Annotated in this window: 14 protein-coding genes and 1 pseudogene; 7 read left to right on the forward strand and 8 right to left on the reverse strand. The window is 70.2% G+C overall.

The window, feature by feature from the left end; all coding sequences use genetic code 11:
• Positions 1 to 281: 281 nt before the first annotated feature.
• Together sucC and sucD are read left to right on the forward strand one after the other, a co-directional pair.
• Positions 282 to 1,460 carry an ADP-forming succinate--CoA ligase subunit beta gene (sucC, locus tag ACFHWY_RS02665; protein ID WP_416578433.1) on the forward strand — a complete coding sequence of 393 codons (1,179 nt, stop codon included), beginning with the start codon at positions 282 to 284 and terminating at the stop codon, positions 1,458 to 1,460.
• A gap of 2 nt (positions 1,461 to 1,462) precedes the next feature.
• Positions 1,463 to 2,350 (forward strand): succinate--CoA ligase subunit alpha, encoded by an 888-nt coding sequence (sucD, locus tag ACFHWY_RS02670; RefSeq protein WP_416578434.1) that lies wholly within the window; start codon positions 1,463 to 1,465, stop codon positions 2,348 to 2,350.
• Positions 2,351 to 2,396: 46 nt separating this feature from the next.
• On the opposite strand, the gene ACFHWY_RS02675 is transcribed toward sucD, so the two are convergent.
• Complete coding sequence (locus ACFHWY_RS02675) at positions 2,397 to 2,663, reverse strand: DUF4190 domain-containing protein (RefSeq protein WP_416578435.1); 267 nt, start codon at positions 2,661 to 2,663, stop codon at positions 2,397 to 2,399.
• 163 nt (positions 2,664 to 2,826) lie between these two features.
• Here ACFHWY_RS02675 and ACFHWY_RS02680 point away from each other — a divergent pair, with 163 nt between their 5' ends.
• Positions 2,827 to 4,122 carry a DUF6350 family protein gene (locus tag ACFHWY_RS02680; RefSeq protein WP_416578436.1) on the forward strand — a complete coding sequence of 432 codons (1,296 nt, stop codon included), beginning with the start codon at positions 2,827 to 2,829 and terminating at the stop codon, positions 4,120 to 4,122.
• A gap of 77 nt (positions 4,123 to 4,199) precedes the next feature.
• Here ACFHWY_RS02680 and ACFHWY_RS02685 read toward each other — a convergent pair whose 3' ends face one another.
• Together ACFHWY_RS02685 and ACFHWY_RS02690 are read right to left on the reverse strand one after the other, a co-directional pair.
• The gene (locus tag ACFHWY_RS02685) at positions 4,200 to 4,832 is read right to left on the reverse strand and encodes a DUF4190 domain-containing protein (RefSeq protein ID WP_416578437.1); all 633 of its coding nucleotides are present in this window, start codon (positions 4,830 to 4,832) and stop codon (positions 4,200 to 4,202) included.
• 5 nt (positions 4,833 to 4,837) lie between these two features.
• On the reverse strand, positions 4,838 to 5,137 hold the full coding sequence (locus ACFHWY_RS02690) for a CD225/dispanin family protein (protein WP_416578438.1): 300 nt from the start codon (positions 5,135 to 5,137) through the stop codon (positions 4,838 to 4,840).
• A 160-nt stretch (positions 5,138 to 5,297) separates the two neighbouring features.
• Here ACFHWY_RS02690 and purN point away from each other — a divergent pair.
• Positions 5,298 to 5,903 (forward strand): annotated as a pseudogene (purN, locus tag ACFHWY_RS02695) (phosphoribosylglycinamide formyltransferase); the annotation flags it as partial.
• A 3-nt stretch (positions 5,904 to 5,906) separates the two neighbouring features.
• Positions 5,907 to 7,478: a bifunctional phosphoribosylaminoimidazolecarboxamide formyltransferase/IMP cyclohydrolase gene (gene purH / locus ACFHWY_RS02700; RefSeq protein WP_416578670.1), complete on the forward strand. Its 1,572-nt coding sequence runs from the start codon at positions 5,907 to 5,909 to the stop codon at positions 7,476 to 7,478.
• 32 nt (positions 7,479 to 7,510) lie between these two features.
• On the opposite strand, the gene ACFHWY_RS02705 is transcribed toward purH, so the two are convergent.
• From ACFHWY_RS02705 to ACFHWY_RS02725, 5 genes are all read right to left on the reverse strand, one after another.
• Positions 7,511 to 8,539 (reverse strand): ABC transporter ATP-binding protein, encoded by a 1,029-nt coding sequence (locus tag ACFHWY_RS02705; protein ID WP_416578439.1) that lies wholly within the window; start codon positions 8,537 to 8,539, stop codon positions 7,511 to 7,513.
• Positions 8,523 to 9,560 carry an ABC transporter ATP-binding protein gene (locus tag ACFHWY_RS02710; RefSeq protein ID WP_416578440.1) on the reverse strand — a complete coding sequence of 346 codons (1,038 nt, stop codon included), beginning with the start codon at positions 9,558 to 9,560 and terminating at the stop codon, positions 8,523 to 8,525. Before ACFHWY_RS02710 ends, ACFHWY_RS02705 begins: the two co-directional genes overlap by 17 nt.
• A 7-nt stretch (positions 9,561 to 9,567) precedes the next feature.
• Entirely contained in the window at positions 9,568 to 10,524 is a 957-nt protein-coding gene (locus tag ACFHWY_RS02715) for an ABC transporter permease (RefSeq protein ID WP_416578441.1), read from the reverse strand.
• 18 nt (positions 10,525 to 10,542) lie between these two features.
• Complete coding sequence (locus tag ACFHWY_RS02720) at positions 10,543 to 11,481, reverse strand: ABC transporter permease (RefSeq protein WP_416578442.1); 939 nt, start codon at positions 11,479 to 11,481, stop codon at positions 10,543 to 10,545.
• A gap of 81 nt (positions 11,482 to 11,562) precedes the next feature.
• Positions 11,563 to 13,167: a peptide ABC transporter substrate-binding protein gene (locus ACFHWY_RS02725; RefSeq protein ID WP_416578443.1), complete on the reverse strand. Its 1,605-nt coding sequence runs from the start codon at positions 13,165 to 13,167 to the stop codon at positions 11,563 to 11,565.
• A 434-nt stretch (positions 13,168 to 13,601) separates the two neighbouring features.
• Between ACFHWY_RS02725 and ACFHWY_RS02730 the strand changes: the two genes are divergently transcribed.
• A complete protein-coding gene (locus tag ACFHWY_RS02730) occupies positions 13,602 to 14,462 on the forward strand; it encodes a bifunctional methylenetetrahydrofolate dehydrogenase/methenyltetrahydrofolate cyclohydrolase (protein WP_416578444.1) in 861 nt (286 codons plus the stop codon).
• Positions 14,463 to 14,576: 114 nt separating this feature from the next.
• Positions 14,577 to 15,527: a malate dehydrogenase gene (locus ACFHWY_RS02735; RefSeq protein ID WP_416578445.1), complete on the forward strand. Its 951-nt coding sequence runs from the start codon at positions 14,577 to 14,579 to the stop codon at positions 15,525 to 15,527.
• Positions 15,528 to 15,551: the final 24 nt, after the last annotated feature.

Raw genomic sequence — 15,551 nt, forward strand, 5'->3', positions numbered from 1 at the left:
AACGTCGCCTGCGGATGTGTATTACCGCACACCGCGCACCCGCTCGGTTCCCGGCCGTGCCGACATCGCTAGGCTGCGCCCAGTGAATCCTTGCCGACCTTTCCTCGCGGTCGGAGGAGATCGCGAGGCCGGCAGCGGTACGCACCCGCCGCGCGGTCCGGTCGGCAGGGTTTCGGCAGCCTGCGTCAACTTCAACTGATGCCGGGCACAGCACTGCTTTCTTTTCATACGCTGGTGGCGGCGCGACGGTGCGCCGCAGAGACGGGACGGGACGCGCAATCGTGGACCTGTACGAGTACCAGGGGCGGGACCTGTTCGAGCGGCACGGACTTCCCGTGCTCGCCGGCGGCGTCGCTAAGACCCCGGAGGAGGCCCGCGCGATAGCCGAGCGTCTCGGCGGCCGGGTGGTCGTCAAGGCGCAGGTGAAGGTCGGCGGACGAGGCAAGGCGGGCGGCGTCAAGCTGGCCGAGGGAGCGGAGGAGACGGTGGCCCGCGCCACCGACATCCTCGGCCTGGACATCAAGGGCCACACGGTCCACAAGGTCATGATCACGGTGACCGCGGACGTGGCCGACGAGTACTACTTGTCGTACCTGCTCGACCGGGCGAACCGCACCTTCCTCTGTATCGCCAGCGTGGCCGGCGGCATGGACATCGAGCAGGTCGCCGCCGAGACTCCCGAGAAGGTCGTCAAGGCCCCGATCGACGCCGTCAAGGGAGTGGACGAGGCCACGGCGCGGGAGATCGTCGAGGCGGCCGGCTTCCCGGCCGAGGTCGCCGACCAGGTTGTCGAGGTAGCCGTGGGCCTGTGGCAGGCGTTCGTCGCCGAGGACGCCACGCTGGTCGAGGTTAACCCGCTGGCCAGGACCAAGGGCGGCAAGCTGCTGCTGCTGGACGCCAAGGTCACGCTGGACGAGAACGCCGGCTTCCGGCACCCCGACCACGAGGCCCTGGTCGACCAGGCGACCGTGGACCCGCTGGAACAGGCAGCCAAGGAGAAGGACCTCAACTACGTCAAGCTCGACGGTGAGGTCGGCATCATCGGCAACGGCGCGGGTTTGGTGATGTCCACGCTCGACGTGGTCGCCTACGCCGGTGAACGGCACGGCAACGTCAAGCCGGCCAACTTCCTCGACATCGGCGGCGGCGCGAGCGCCGCGGTGATGGCCAACGGCCTGGAGATCGTGCTCTCCGACCCGTCGGTCAGGAGCGTCTTCGTCAACGTGTTCGGCGGCATCACCGCCTGCGACGCGGTGGCCAACGGCATCGTGCAGGCGCTGGCCCTGCTTGACCAGCGGGGCGAGCGGGTCACCAAGCCGCTCGTCGTACGCCTCGACGGCAACAACGCCGAGGCCGGTCGGGCGATTCTCGACGGGGCGAACAACCCGCTGATCGAGCGGGTCGACACCATGGACGGCGCGGCCGAGCGGGCCGCCGAGCTGGCGGCTGCGGGGGTCTGACAATGGCTATCTGGCTGACCAAGGACTCGAAGGTCATCGTGCAGGGGATGACCGGTTCCGAGGGTTCCAAGCACACCAGGCGGATGCTCGCCGCCGGCACGAACGTGGTGGGTGGCGTCAACCCGCGCAAGGCGGGCACCACCGTCGACTTCGACGGGACCGAACTGCCGGTCTTCGCCGGCGTCGCGGACGCGATGAAGGACACCGGCGCGGACGCCACCGTCATCTTCGTGCCGCCGCAGTTCACCAAGGGCGCGGTCATCGAGGCGATCGACGCCGAGATCCCGTTGGCCGTGGTGATCACCGAGGGGGTACCGGTGCACGACACCGCCGCCTTCTGGGCGTACAACGTGGCGAGCGGCGAGCGGACCCGGGTCATCGGCCCGAACTGCCCCGGCATCGCCTCGCCGGGTGCCTCCAACGCCGGCATCATCCCGGCGGACATCACCGGCGCCGGCCGGATCGGCCTGGTCAGCAAGAGCGGCACGCTGACCTACCAGATGATGTACGAGCTGCGCGACATCGGCTTCTCGACCTGTGTCGGCATCGGTGGCGACCCGATCATCGGAACGACCCACATCGACGCGCTGGCGGCCTTCGAGGCCGACCCGGACACCGACGCCATCGTCATGATCGGCGAGATCGGTGGTGACGCGGAGGAGCGGGCGGCCGAGTTCATCAAGGCCAACGTCACCAAGCCGGTCGTCGGCTACATCGCCGGCTTCACCGCGCCCCCCGGCAAGACCATGGGGCACGCCGGTGCCATCATCTCTGGCTCGGCGGGAACCGCCGACGCGAAGAAGGCGGCGCTGGAGGCGGTCGGCGTCAAGGTCGGCAAGACGCCGACCGAGACCGCCAAGTTGATGCGCGAGATCATGTCCGCCGGTTGAGCGGAAGCGCCGACACCGCTGACGGGCCGACCGGTTGGTTGGCCCGTCAGCGGTTCCAGAACGGGTAGTTCCCGGTGGCCTGCAGGATCAGGCTGACGACGATGTTGAGGATGCCCAGGGCGATGGCCACGTAGCCCAACACCGGTGACTGTCGGTACCGCTTCGCGTCGCGCACCGACAGCCAGCCGAAGACGATGCCGAGGATGCCGCAGCAGAGCACGCCGGTCACGATGCCCAGCACCCCCCAGAGGGTGGTGCGATCCCGGCCGGCGGGCGGCGGCGGGGGCGGGGGCGGTGGATACGGAGCGTTCACGACATTCCTCCGGTCGCTTGCTGCCGCGACGTCGGTCTTCACGGCCACTGTGCCCGAGGCTAGATGAGCCGGTCCCCGCCGAGGGCGGATCGGGCGAACTCTCCGCCAGAGGTGGGGTGGTGTCGGGCGGCCGAGGCGGGCCCGGCATGCCAGAGTAGAGCCAATGTCCCATGTGACCCCTGACCAGCCCCGCCGGGCTACCGACGCCCGCGGCGGCGCCGGCGGCCGGCCGCCCGGCCGTGCCGGCCCCCCGCGCCGGGTTCCGCCGCCACGGGTGTCACCTCCGCGCCGCAGCCATCCGCCGCTCGCGGTCGCCGCGCTGGTCGCCGCCGCCGGGGCGGCACTCACCAGCTGGCTGCCCGTGACGTTGGTGCTCTGGTTGCTGCAACTCGGCGGGGATGCCACCAGCCTGCCGAGCGCCGTGCGGGCCGGAGCCGCCGGGTGGCTGCTCGGACACGGGGTGCCGCTGGCCACGGAGAGCGGACCGCTGGGCCTGGCGCCGCTCGCGGTCACCGCGCTGGCCGTGTGGCGACTCACCCGGGCGGGGGTGCACGCCAGCCGCGCCATCGGCTCCCGCGGTGGCCGGTCGCCGGCGCGCACCATCGCCGCCGCGGCGGCGGTCGGCGTCGCGTACGGGATGCTGGGAGTGCTCGCCGCGGTGCTGGTCGGCACCGGCGGTCCGGGCGTGTCGCCGGTGCGTGCCGGGCTGACCCTCGTGCTGATCGGCACGCTCTCGGCCGGGGTCGGGGCGGCCCGGACGACCGGGGTCGCGGAGGTCTTCACCCGGCAGGCGCCGGTGCCGGTACGAGAGGGCGTCCGCGCCGGTATGGTGGCCGGTCTGGTGCTGCTCGGCGCGGGGGCGGCGGTGGCGGGGCTGGCCGTCGCGACCGGCGGCGGTGACGCCGCCGACCTGCTCGGCGCCTATCGCACCGGGGTGGCCGGACAGGCAGGGATCACCCTGGTCAGCCTGGCCTACGCACCCAACGCGACCGTGTGGTCGGCCAGTTACCTGCTCGGCCCGGGCTTCGCCGTGGGCACCGACACAGCGGTACGCACCAGCGAGGTCTCCGTCGGCGCGCTGCCGGCCCTGCCGTTGTTCGCCGGCCTTCCCGGCGGACCGATCGACGGGCTCGACGCGGCGGCCGTCCTCTCGCTTCCCGTCCTGGTGGGAATGGCCGCCGGTTGGCTGCTGGCCCGCCGATTGCTGCGGCTGGCCGTCGCGGAGCGGGTACCGCTGCCCTGGGGGCGGCTTCTCCGCCCGGCGGCGCTCGCCGGTCCGGTGGCCGGTCTGGTGCTCGGTGCCGCCGCGGAGGCTTCCGGCGGACCGTTGGGCGCCGGCCGGCTGGCGGAGGTAGGACCCGTCGGCTGGCACGTCGCGCTCGCCGCGGTCCTGGTCACCGGTGGTGGTGCCGTGCTCGGTGCCGCCGCCACCCGGCTGCTCGACCGGCGATCCGGGTGAGACCGACCGCTGCTTCTGCGCCCCCTGCGCCGAGGGGCGCCCCGGGTGCACCGGAACGCCCCTCAACCTGAATTCGTTCAGGGCTGCATCGGCACGCTGAAGTCCACCCCCAGCAGCACGATCTGGAGAACCCCCAGCAACAGGCCGACCGCGCCACAGATCATGCCCGCGAGCGCCTGCCCCGAGTTGCCGGCCAGGCCCTGGTCGGCCTTCTGCTTGCCCAGCCAGCCGGTCACGAGTGCGGCCAACCCCAGCAGGATGCCGAGATAGCAGCAGCCCAGTGGGATCGACGCGATGCCGAGGATCATCGCCACCAGGCCGAGGGTGTTCTGCTGTCCCGGCCCGCCGGTGACGCCCGCGTGCGGGTACACCGGCGGGCCCCCGTACGGCTGCGGCGTGCCGTACGGGTCGGGGTAGGACTGGCCGTACGGCTGGCCCGCCCCGGGCTGCCCGTACCCAGGCGGCCCGTACCCAGGCGGCCCGTATGGGGGTTGGCCGTAGCCCGGCTGCCCGTATGCGGGTTGACCCGAGGTCGACGGATGGGCGTCCGGTGCTCCGGCGGGCGGTTGTTGCCCGTACGGGTCGGCCGGCGGCGGGGCGTATGGGTTCGTTCCCGGCGGGGCGTACGGATCGGCCGGCGGTGACGACGCCGGGTCCCCGTACGGCGGCTGCTGGCCGTACGGGTCCTGGCCTGGGTTACCGGGTTGCATCCGGCTCAGTAACCGCTGGCGCTGGTGCCGGTCATCGCGCCGAGCAGGCTGCCACCCACGCAGCAGACCAGGACGAGGGCGATCCAGGCGATGCCGACGATCAGGGCCCACTTGGACCACTTCTTCGACTCGGCCGCCGCAGCCTGTGCACCGGCGTAGTCACCCTGCTGGAGCAGCGGGTTGACCTTCGAGGCATTGATGATCGCTGGGATCGCCAGGGGCCAGAAGAGGAAGATCGCGACAATCGACATTGTCATGTTGTTGTCGACGGGCTGAGGCGGCTGGGACGGGTATCCGGGCTGCATGATGACGTGCTCCTCACGTATGTTTGCTGACGGGTGCGGGCCGGGCATGCGCCGGTCCCAAGCGACCGGCAGCGTACCTGGTCCATGCCATTCCGGCAGGCGTCGAGCGGCGTGCCGCCCAGCGGCTGGGCGCCGGTCAGCGGCCGGATAGGGTGTGCCGGTGACCGAGCCCGCCCGCATCGTCGTCCTCGTCTCCGGCTCCGGGAGCAACCTGCAGGCCCTGCTGGACGCGACCGCCGACCCGGCGTACGGCGCACGGGTGGTCGCGGTCGGCGCGGACCGAGACGGGATCGCCGGCCTGGACCGGGCCGCCGCCGCGGGTGTGCCGACCTTCGTGGAGCGGGTCAAGGACCACCCGGACCGGGAGCGGTGGGACGCCGCGCTCACCGCTCGGGTCGCCGAGCACCAGCCGGACCTGGTCATCTCCGCCGGGTTCCTGAAGTTGGTCGGCACACGGTTCCTCGCCGCCTTCGGTGACCGCTACCTCAACACGCACAACACCCTGTTGCCGGCCTTTCCCGGCATCCACGGCCCGCGTGACGCCCTCGACTACGGGGTGAAGGTGACCGGCGCGACTCTCTTCTTCGTCGACGCCGGCACCGACACCGGCCCGATCGTCGCGCAGGTGGCGGTACCTGTGCGCGATGTCGACGATGTCGACACGCTCACCGAGCGCATCAAGGAAGCCGAGCGGCGGCAACTCGTCGAACAGGTGGGTCGGCTGGTCCGCGAGGGCTGGACGATCACCGGGAGAAAGGTCACGGTTGGAGTGGGTTCCATGCAGGACGGACGTCGCCCGATCCGGCGGGCACTGGTCAGCGTTTACGACAAGACCGGCCTGGCCGAGCTGGCTCGCGCGCTGCACGCCGCCGGTGTGGAGATCGTCTCCACCGGCAGCACCGCGTCGACGATCGCCGGCGCCGGCGTGCCGGTGACCGCGGTCGAGCAGGTGACGGACTTCCCGGAGATCCTCGGTGGCCGGGTGAAGACCCTGCACCCGAAGATCCACGGAGGGCTCCTCGCCGACCTGCGCAAGGACGAGCACACCGCCCAACTGGACGAGCACGGCATCGCCGGGGTCGATCTGCTGGTGTCCAACCTGTACCCGTTCCAGGCCACCGTCGCCTCCGGCGCCAGCCAGGACGAGTGCGTTGAACAGATCGACATCGGTGGGCCGGCGATGGTGCGGGCCGCGGCCAAGAACCACGCCTCGGTGGCGGTGGTGACCGACCCGGCGGCGTACCCGGCGCTGCTGGCCGCGCTCGACGCCAGTGGCTTCACCCTGGCCCAGCGTCAGGCGCTGGCCGCCCGTGCCTTCGCCGACATCGCCGAGTACGACGTGGCGGTCGCCGAGTGGTTCGCCGCCAGCCTCGCCCCGCCGACCGGGGGCTGGTCCGACTTCGCCGGCCTGGCGCTGCGTCGCCAGGCGGTGCTGCGCTACGGCGAGAACCCGCACCAGGCCGCCGCCCTCTACGCCGACCCGGCCAGTCCCGCCGGGCTGGCTCAGGCGGAGCAGTTGCACGGTAAGGAGATGTCCTACAACAACTACGTCGACGCGGACGCCGCCTGGCGGGCCGCCAACGACTTCGCAGACCTGCCGGCAGTGGCCGTCATCAAGCACGCCAACCCGTGCGGGATCGCGGTCGGCGTGGATGTGGCGCAGGCGCACCGCAAGGCGCACGCCTGCGACCCGGTCTCCGCCTTCGGTGGGGTCATCGCGGTGAACCGGCCGGTCTCGGTCGAGCTGGCCGGGCAGATCGCCGAGATCTTCACCGAGGTGGTGGTGGCGCCCGGCTACGAGCCCGGCGCGGCGGAGACCCTCGCGGTCAAGAAGAACATCCGGCTGCTGCGTGCGCCGGAGTTCCGTCCCCGGCCGGCCGAGTGGCGGCAGGTCACCGGCGGCGTACTGGTGCAGTCGCGCGACGCGATCGACGCCGACGGCGACGATCCGGCCGGCTGGCGGCTGACCACCGGCGAGGCCGCCGACGAAGCCACCCTGGCCGACCTTGCCTTCGCCTGGCGGGCGGTGCGCGCGGTGAAGAGCAACGCGATCCTGCTGGCCCACGACGGTGCGACCGTCGGCGTCGGGATGGGGCAGGTGAACCGGGTCGACTCGGCCCGGCTGGCGGTCAGCCGTGCAGGCGCCGACCGGGCACGCGGGGCGGTCGCCGCCTCGGACGCGTTCTTCCCGTTCGCCGACGGCCCGCAGATCCTCATCGACGCGGGCATCCGGGCGATCGTGCAGCCCGGCGGATCGATCCGCGACGAGGAGGTGATCGCCGCCTGCAAGCAGGCCGGGGTCACCATGTACCTGACCGGCACCCGCCACTTCTTCCACTAGTGCGGTGTCGCCGGCAGGAGGAGAGCCCGCGCTCACCGTCCCTGGCGTAGTTCGGCGAAATGGCAGGCCGACGGGTGTGGGTCGGCGGCCCGCAGCACCGTATGCGGGTCCTGGGTGGCGCAGATGTCCTGGGCCTTCCAGCACCTGGTCCGGAAGTGGCAGCCGCTCGGCGGGTCCGCCGGGCTCGGCACGTCCCCGTGCAGCCGGATGACGCTTCGGTGCTCCCGGGCCTCCGGGTCCGGCACCGGCGCCGCCGAGAGCAGCGCCTGGGTGTACGGGTGGGTGGCCCGCTCGTAGATCTCGTCCTCGGTGCCGATCTCCACGATCCGGCCCAGGTACATGACCGCGACCCGGTCGGCGATGTGCCGGACCACCGACAGGTCGTGGGCGATGAAGATGTACGACAGGCCGAACTCTTCCTGAAGCTGCTCCAACAGGTTGATCACTTGGGCCTGGATGGAGACGTCCAGCGCGGAGACCGGCTCGTCGCAGACGATCACCTCGGGCCGCAGTGCCAGCGCCCGGGCGATGCCGATCCGCTGCCGCTGGCCGCCGGAGAACTGGTGCGGGTAGCGGTTGATGTGCTCCGGGTTGAGCCCGACGACGTCGAGCAGTTCCTGGACCCGGCGTTGGTGGCTGCCCTTCGGTGCCGCCTCCGGGTGGATCTCGAACGGCTCGCCGATGATGTCGCCGACGGTCATCCGCGGATTCAGCGAGGTGTACGGATCCTGCATCACCATTTGCATGTTGCGTCGGATCCGGCGCAGTTCGGCGCCGGACGCGGCGAACAGGTTCCGGCCGGCCAGGGTGGCCCGCCCGGCGGTCGGGCGCTCCAGCCGCATCAGCATCCGGGCGAGGGTGGACTTGCCGCAGCCCGACTCGCCGACGATGCCCAGTGTCTCGCCCCGGCGCAGCTCGAAGCTCACCCCGTCGACCGCCTTGACCGCGCCGACCTTCTTCTGCACCAGCACGCCCCGGGTGATCGGGAAGTGCTTGACCAAATGGTTGACGTCGAGGATCGTCTCGCCGCGCACCGTGGTGGGGTTAGCTGGCGCGGTCATCGCGTACCTCCTGCGCGAAGTGGCACGCGCTGGTCCGGCCGTCGGCCAGGACCAGGTCGTGCGGCACCACGTCCACGCAGACCTGCTGCGCGTACGGGCACCGGGGGTGGAAGGGACAGCCGCTCGGGACGCGCATCAGGTTGGGCGGCAGACCGCGGATGGTGGAGAGCTTTCCACCGCGCTGGTCCAGGCGAGGGATCGAGTTCAGCAGCCCCTTGGTGTACGGGTGGGCGGGCGCCCGGTACAGCGATCGGACGTCGGCGTGCTCGACGATGCGGCCCGCGTACATGACCGCGATGCGGTCCGCCACGTCGGCCACCACGCCGAGGTCGTGGGTGATCAGGATCATGGCCGTGTCCAGGTTTCGCCGCAGTTCGGCGAGGAGATCCATGATCTGGGCCTGCACGGTGACGTCGAGGGCGGTGGTCGGCTCGTCGGCGATGAGCACCTTCGGTTCCATCGCCAGGGCCATCGCGATCATCACCCGCTGGCGCATGCCGCCGGAGAACTGGTGCGGGTAGTCGCCGAGACGTTTCGCCGCGGCCGGGATCTGTACCAGGTCCATCAGCTCCACCGACCGGCGGCGGGCGTCGGCGCGGGACATCCCGAGGCGCTGGCGTAGCGTCTCGCCGATCTGCCAACCGACCGGGAAGACCGGGTTCAGCGCGGAGAGGGCGTCCTGGAAGATCATGGCGATCTCCTTGCCCCGCACCTGCCGGCGTTGCGCCTCCGGCTCGGTTAGCAGGTCCCGGCCGGAGTAGAGGATCGCACCGGAGCTGATGTGTGCCGGCGGGGTGTCCAGGATGCCCATGACGGCCTGGGCGGTGACGGACTTGCCGGAGCCGGACTCGCCCAACACGGCCAGCGTCTCGCCCGGGTCCAGGTGGTAGCTGACCCCGTTGATGACCCTGGCTACGCCCTCGCTCGTGCGGAACTCGACGTGCAGGTCGCGCACCTCCAGCAGGTGCCCGCCCGGTGGGGTGGGTGAGGCCGGCGTCGGCCGGACAGCGTTCTGGCTCATAGATGGCTCACCGGAGCTTCGGGTCGAAGGCGTCGCGGATCGCGTCGCCGAGCATGATGAAGGCCAGCACGGTCAGCGCCAGGAACGTCGACGGCACCACCAACGGGATCGCCGACTCGCGCATGTGTACCCGGCCGTTGTTGATCTCGATGCCCCACGAGATGGTCGGTTCCCGTAGACCGATTCCGAGGAACGACAGTGTCGCCTCGGCGGCGATGAACGAGCCGAGCGCGATGGTCAGCACCACGATCGCCGGGGCCAGCGCGTTCGGCAGGATGTGCCGCCACATGATGCGGCCGTCGCCGGCGCCCAGCATCCGGGCCGCGGCCACGTAGTCCTGCTCGCGGGCGGTGATCACCGAGGAGCGGACCACTCTCGCGGCCGTTGTCCAGCCGAGCACCGCGAGCACGAAGATGACGGCGCCGACGCGTACCGTGGCGCTGTCGCTGCCGACCCGCTTGAGCAGGACGATCGCGGCCAGCAGCAGTGGGATGCCGAGTACGACGTCGATGACCCGGGACAGCACCGCGTCCACCCAGCCGCCGAAGTAGCCGGCGAGCATCCCCACCAGTAACGCGATCGCGCCGGTGAGCAGCGCGGAGACGGCACCGACCAGCAGCGAGGCGCGAGCGCCGTAGACCGCTCGGGCGTACGTGTCGCAGCCCTGGAAGTCGTACCCGAAGATGGCCCCGCCGGACGGCGCGGCGTGCTGTCGGGACAGCAGGCAGTCGGCCGGGTCGTTGCTGGTGAACAGGCCCGGCGCGGCGGCCATCCCGGTCGCCAGCAGGACCAGGATCAGGCTGACCCAGAAGATCGGCTTGCGGCGCAGGTCGTGCCAGGCGTCGCCGGTCAGGCTGCGGGGCTTGCGGGGCCGACCCACCTCCTCCGGCGTGTCCGGCTCACCGGAGGGACCACGTCGGGCGGCCTGGTTCTCGCTGGCAGCCACTGTCTCGAAGTCGCTCACCGCGCCACCTTGCTGTGCTCACTCATAGCGGATCCTCGGGTCGAGTACGGCGTAGAGGATGTCGACCACCAGGTTGGCGACGAGGTAGACCACGACGAGCACGCTGACGACGCCCACCACCAGCGGGCCGTCCTCGGTGCGGATGCCGCGGAAGAGGTTGAAGCCGACCCCGGGGATGTTGAACACGCCCTCGGTGATGATCGCCCCGCTCATCAGGTTGCCGACCTCGACGCCGAGGAAGGTGATCACCGGGATGAGCGAGTTGCGCAGCACGTGCACGCTTACCACCCGTCGGCCCGGTAGGCCCTTCGACCTGGCGGTGCGTACGTAGTCGGCGCGCAGGTTCTCGGCCACCGAGGTGCGGGTCAGCCGCAGCGCGGTGGCCAGGGAGAGCGAGCCGAGCACGATGCCCGGCAGCAGCAGCGCCCCGAAGCCGGGGTCCGCGCCGGCGGTGGGCGGGAACAGTTGCCACTTGACGCCGAGGAAGTACTGCGCGAGGGGGGCGAGCACGATGGTCGGGACACCGAGTACCAGTAGGGTCAGCAGCAGGGTGGCGTTGTCGAAGATGCTGGCCCGCCGGATGCCGGCGAGCACCCCGGCGGTGACGCCGAAGATGACGGCGACCGCGATGGCGATCAGCGCCAGCTTGATCGTGACGGGCCAGGCGGCGGCGAGGATCTCGCCGATTGACCGCCCGGTGAGCGACTCACCCAGGTCGCCTCGGAGCAGGTTCGAGATGTAGTCGAAGTACCGGTAGAAGAAGCCGCCGACGCCGGTGGCGTCGAGGTGGTACTTCTCGGTGAGGTACGCCCGCTGTGCGGCGGTGACCGGGCGCTCACCGGCGAGGGCCTGGATCGGGTCGCCCTGGCCAGCGAACATCAGGGCGTAGACGATCAGTGTGGTCCCGAAGAAGGCCAGGACCATCTGGAGCAGACGCCGCACGATGAACCGGAACATACTTGGCAGTCTCTCTGAAATGGGGCGAACCGCGTGGCGGGTCGGGTCACCTCGCGATGACCCGCCCCGTCCGCGTCGGTACTACCTCACGGCCTCGATCTTGATGAGGTCGATCCGGTCGAAGAGATCCATCTCGACGTTCTGGACCTTGGTGGAGTGGCCGAAGTTGTTCTGGCCGAATCGCAGCGGTACCACCGGCAGATCCTTCGCCAGCAGGTCCTCGGCCTCCTGGTACTTCTTGATCGCCTCCTCCTCGCTGGGGGCGCTGGCGCCCTCGGCGAGCAGGCGGTCGAAGTCCGGATTGCTGTAGCCGTAGTAGTTCGACGAACCGTTGGTGCTGTACAGCGGGCCCAGGTAGTTCTCCATGGACGGGTAGTCCATGATCCAGCCCATCCGGAACAGGCCGACCGGCTGCTTGGCCTTGACCTTCGTCAGCAGGTCGGCGAACTTCGGCTCGGCGCTGCCGACGCAGTCCACGCCCAGGCTGGCCTTGAGCTGGTTGCAGGTGGCGTCGATCCAGTCCTTGTGGCCGCCGTCGCCGTTGTAGGACAGGGTGATCTTCGACGGGCCGCCGGCGGCCTGGTAGAGCGCCTTGGCCTTGGCCGGGTCGAACTCGCCCGGAGCGCCGACGGTGTTCTCCCGGTAGCCGGCGACGGCCGGCGAGACGAACGAGCGGGCCGGCTGCTGCGAGTCCTTGAAGATCGACGTGGTGATCTCGTCCCGGTCGATCGCCATCGAGATGGCCTTGCGCACGTCCGGGTTGCTGAACTCCTCCTGGAAGGTGGGGAAGGCCAGGAAGTGCAGCGATGACGCCGGGCTCTGTTGGAACCGGTCACCCAGGTCGGTCTCGGCCGTCGAGAGGTTCTCAGTCGGGATGGTCTTGATCACGTCGAGGTTGTCCGACAGCACGTCCGCGTACGCGGCGGTCAGCTGCTGGTAGATGCGGAACTCGACGCCAACCACCTTCGGCTGCTCGCCGGGGAAGGCGTCGTACCGCTCGACCTCGATCTTGGCGTCGTGCTGCCAGGTGCCCTTCATCTTGAACGGGCCCTGGCCGATCGGCGCCTGCTCGAAGCCCTCGGCCAGCTCGCCGGGAGCGTCGAACGCGGCCTTCGGCAGCGGGAAGAAGGCGGTGTAGCCGAGCATCGCCTTGAACTCGCTGTACGGCTGCGACAGCGTGACCGTGAAGCTCTGGTCGTCGACCTTGTCGAGCCCGCTGAGCGTCCTGGCCTTCGGGCTGTCACCCTGAAGGTCGTCGTACCCGGCGATCTTCTCGAAGAAGTAGCTGGAGTTCTGCCCGTTCGGGGCGTACGCGCCGAAGTTCCAGGCGTCGATGTAGTTGTCGGCGGTGACATCCTCGCCGTTGTGGAACGTGTAGCCGTCCTTGAGCGTGATCGTCCAGGTGGTGTTGTCCTTGGACGTGATCGACTCGGCCGCGACCTCGTACGGCTTGTGGGCCTCGTCGTAGTCGACCAGCGGGCTGAACAGGGCGGCGAGCACCTGGGAACCGCTGGTCTCGTTGGTGTTGGTCGGCACCAGGTGCTGCGGCTCGGCGATCTCGATCCGCACGGCCGCGTTGGGGTCGCTCTCGCCGGATCCGCCGTCGCCGCCCGAGCCGCAGGCCGCCAGGCCCAGGGTCACCGCGAGCGGGAGGGCGGTCCAGGCGGCAAGCCTACGAACACGCATCTAGCCTCCTCATCTCCACTACGCTGCGCAGTCAGGCCCGGCATTGGGTGACGCTGCGCAATGATCGGCAACGGTAGGTCACATGCCGCGACTCGGCAACGCGGTGGTTGCGAGTTGATAACGGAACGTGCGTGCCTGGCTTGTCGGGCTGCCGGTCCCGTGCTAAAGGCGGTCCGGTTGCCTGCCGGATGGACTGGGAAGATGTGGGACTGGTTGACCTATTCCAGCGCTGCTTGAGCGGTCGTCGGGCGGTTATCCATGATCGTCGGATAGCAGGCCTTCGTGCCTCGCCGTCCGGAACTAACGGGTCGGAATTGATGATCCGTTACTCATAGTGAAGAACAACACGTAGCGGAGAGTAGTTCGACGGCGCGAGGGCCCTCGACCCTCCGGGTCGGCCCGGCCGGCCGGGCCAGGCGTGAGACGATCTGGTCGTGACGGCGACACTTCTGGACGGCAAGGCGACCGCGGCCGAGATCAAGGACGAGCTGCGGGCACGGGTGAAGGCGCTGGCGGAACGGGGGACCGTGCCAGGGCTCGGCACGGTGCTCGTCGGGGCCGACCCCGGCTCCCAGGCGTACGTGAACGGCAAGCACCGCGACTGCGCCGAGGTCGGCATCGCCTCGATCCGCCGGGAACTGCCGGCGGACGCCACCCAGGAGCAGGTGGAGGCGATCCTGTCGGAACTGAACGCCGACCCCGCGTGTCACGGTTACATCGTCCAGCTGCCGCTGCCGGCGCACCTGGACACGCAGCGGGTGCTGGAGCTGATCGATCCGGAGAAGGACGCCGACGGTCTGCACCCGATCAACCTGGGTCGGCTGGTGCTCGGGTACGACGCACCGTTGCCGTGCACCCCACGGGGCGTCGTGGAGCTGCTCCGCCGGTACGACGTGCCACTGCGCGGCGCCAACGTCGCCGTCGTGGGCCGAGGCAACACGGTCGGCCGCCCACTGGGTCTGCTGCTCACCCGGCGAAGCGAGAACGCCACGGTGACCCTCTGTCACACCGGCACCCTTGATCTCGGCGCCCACACCCGGGCCGCCGACATCGTCATGGTCGCGGCAGGCGTGCCCGGCCTGCTCACCGCGGACATGATCGCCCCCGGTGCGGTCGTGGTCGACGTGGGTATCACCCGGGTGATCGGGCCGGATGGCAAGGGCCGGTACACCGGCGACGTGGAGCCGGAGGTCGTCGAGGTGGCCGGGAAGCTGGTGCCGATGCCCGGCGGAGTCGGCCCGATGACCCGCGCCATGCTGCTCACCAACGTCGTCGAGCGGGCTGAGCGCGGCTGAGCAGCGGTGAGGCGGGCCACTCCGGCTGGTCATAACATCCGCCCCTGGCCCGGTCGGTGCCAGGATGGTTGATACCGTCCAAAAAACCGACTGGTATCAGGGAGTGGGACGACCATGGGTAAGAAGGTCACTGTCGTCGGCGCCGGTTTCTACGGCTCCACCACCGCACAGCGCCTGGCCGAGTACGACATCTTCGACACCGTCGTGATCACCGACATCGTGGAGGGCAAGCCGGCCGGCCTCGCCCTCGACCTCAACCAGTCGCGGGCCGTGGAGGGTTTCGAGACCACGGTGGTCGGCATCACGACCGGCCCGAACGGCGAGGGGTACGAGGGCATCGAGGGCTCGGACGTCGTCGTCATCACCGCCGGCCTGCCGCGCAAGCCGGGCATGAGCCGGATGGACCTGCTGGAGACCAACGCCAAGATCGTCCGTCAGGTCTCGGAGAACGTCGCCAAGTACGCACCGAACGCCGTCGTGATCGTGGTCTCCAACCCGCTCGACGAGATGACCGCGCTGGCGCAGCTCGCCACCCAGTTCCCGCACAACCGGGTGCTCGGCCAGGCCGGCATGCTGGACACCGCCCGGTTCACCAACTTCGTGGCCGAGGCGCTGGGCGTACCGGTGAAGTCGGTACGCACGCTGACGCTCGGTTCGCACGGTGACACCATGGTGCCGGTGCCGTCGAAGAGCACTGTGGACGGCAAGCCGCTGCGTGACGCCATGCCGGCCGAACAGATCGAGGAGCTGGTCGTCAAGACCCGCAACGGTGGCGCCGAGGTCGTCGCGCTGCTCAAGACCGGGTCGGCGTACTACGCCCCGTCGGCCGCTGCCGCCCGGATGGCCAAGGCCGTCGCGGAGGACTCCGGCGAGGTCATGCCGGTCTGCGCCTGGGTCGACGGGGAGTACGGACTCTCCGGCGTCTACCTGGGTGTGGAGGCGTCGATCGGTGCCGAGGGCATCAAGCGGGTGGTCGAGACCGAACTGGACGCCGACGAGCTGACCAGCCTGCAGGCCGCCGCCGAGGCCGTCCGCGCCAAGCAGGCCGACGTCGCCGCCATGTGACCGTACCGACCTGAGTTGATCAAG

The organism is Micromonospora sp. LOL_024 (genome assembly GCF_048060415.1).
Taxonomy (GTDB): Bacteria; Actinomycetota; Actinomycetes; order Mycobacteriales; family Micromonosporaceae; genus Micromonospora.

Bases quoted from the DNA above. Each gene is read 5' to 3' on its own strand.
- sucD (WP_416578434.1), top strand. From the start codon at position 1,463: ATGGCTATCTGGCTGACCAAGGACTCGAAGGTCATCGTGCAGGGGATG.
- ACFHWY_RS02680 (WP_416578436.1), top strand. From the start codon at position 2,827: ATGTCCCATGTGACCCCTGACCAGCCCCGCCGGGCTACCGACGCCCGC.
- ACFHWY_RS02685 (WP_416578437.1), bottom strand. From the start codon at position 4,832: ATGCAACCCGGTAACCCAGGCCAGGACCCGTACGGCCAGCAGCCGCCG.
- ACFHWY_RS02690 (WP_416578438.1), bottom strand. From the start codon at position 5,137: ATGCAGCCCGGATACCCGTCCCAGCCGCCTCAGCCCGTCGACAACAAC.
- ACFHWY_RS02705 (WP_416578439.1), bottom strand. From the start codon at position 8,539: ATGACCGCGCCAGCTAACCCCACCACGGTGCGCGGCGAGACGATCCTC.
- ACFHWY_RS02710 (WP_416578440.1), bottom strand. From the start codon at position 9,560: ATGAGCCAGAACGCTGTCCGGCCGACGCCGGCCTCACCCACCCCACCG.
- ACFHWY_RS02720 (WP_416578442.1), bottom strand. From the start codon at position 11,481: ATGTTCCGGTTCATCGTGCGGCGTCTGCTCCAGATGGTCCTGGCCTTC.
- ACFHWY_RS02725 (WP_416578443.1), bottom strand. From the start codon at position 13,167: ATGCGTGTTCGTAGGCTTGCCGCCTGGACCGCCCTCCCGCTCGCGGTG.
- ACFHWY_RS02735 (WP_416578445.1), top strand. From the start codon at position 14,577: ATGGGTAAGAAGGTCACTGTCGTCGGCGCCGGTTTCTACGGCTCCACC.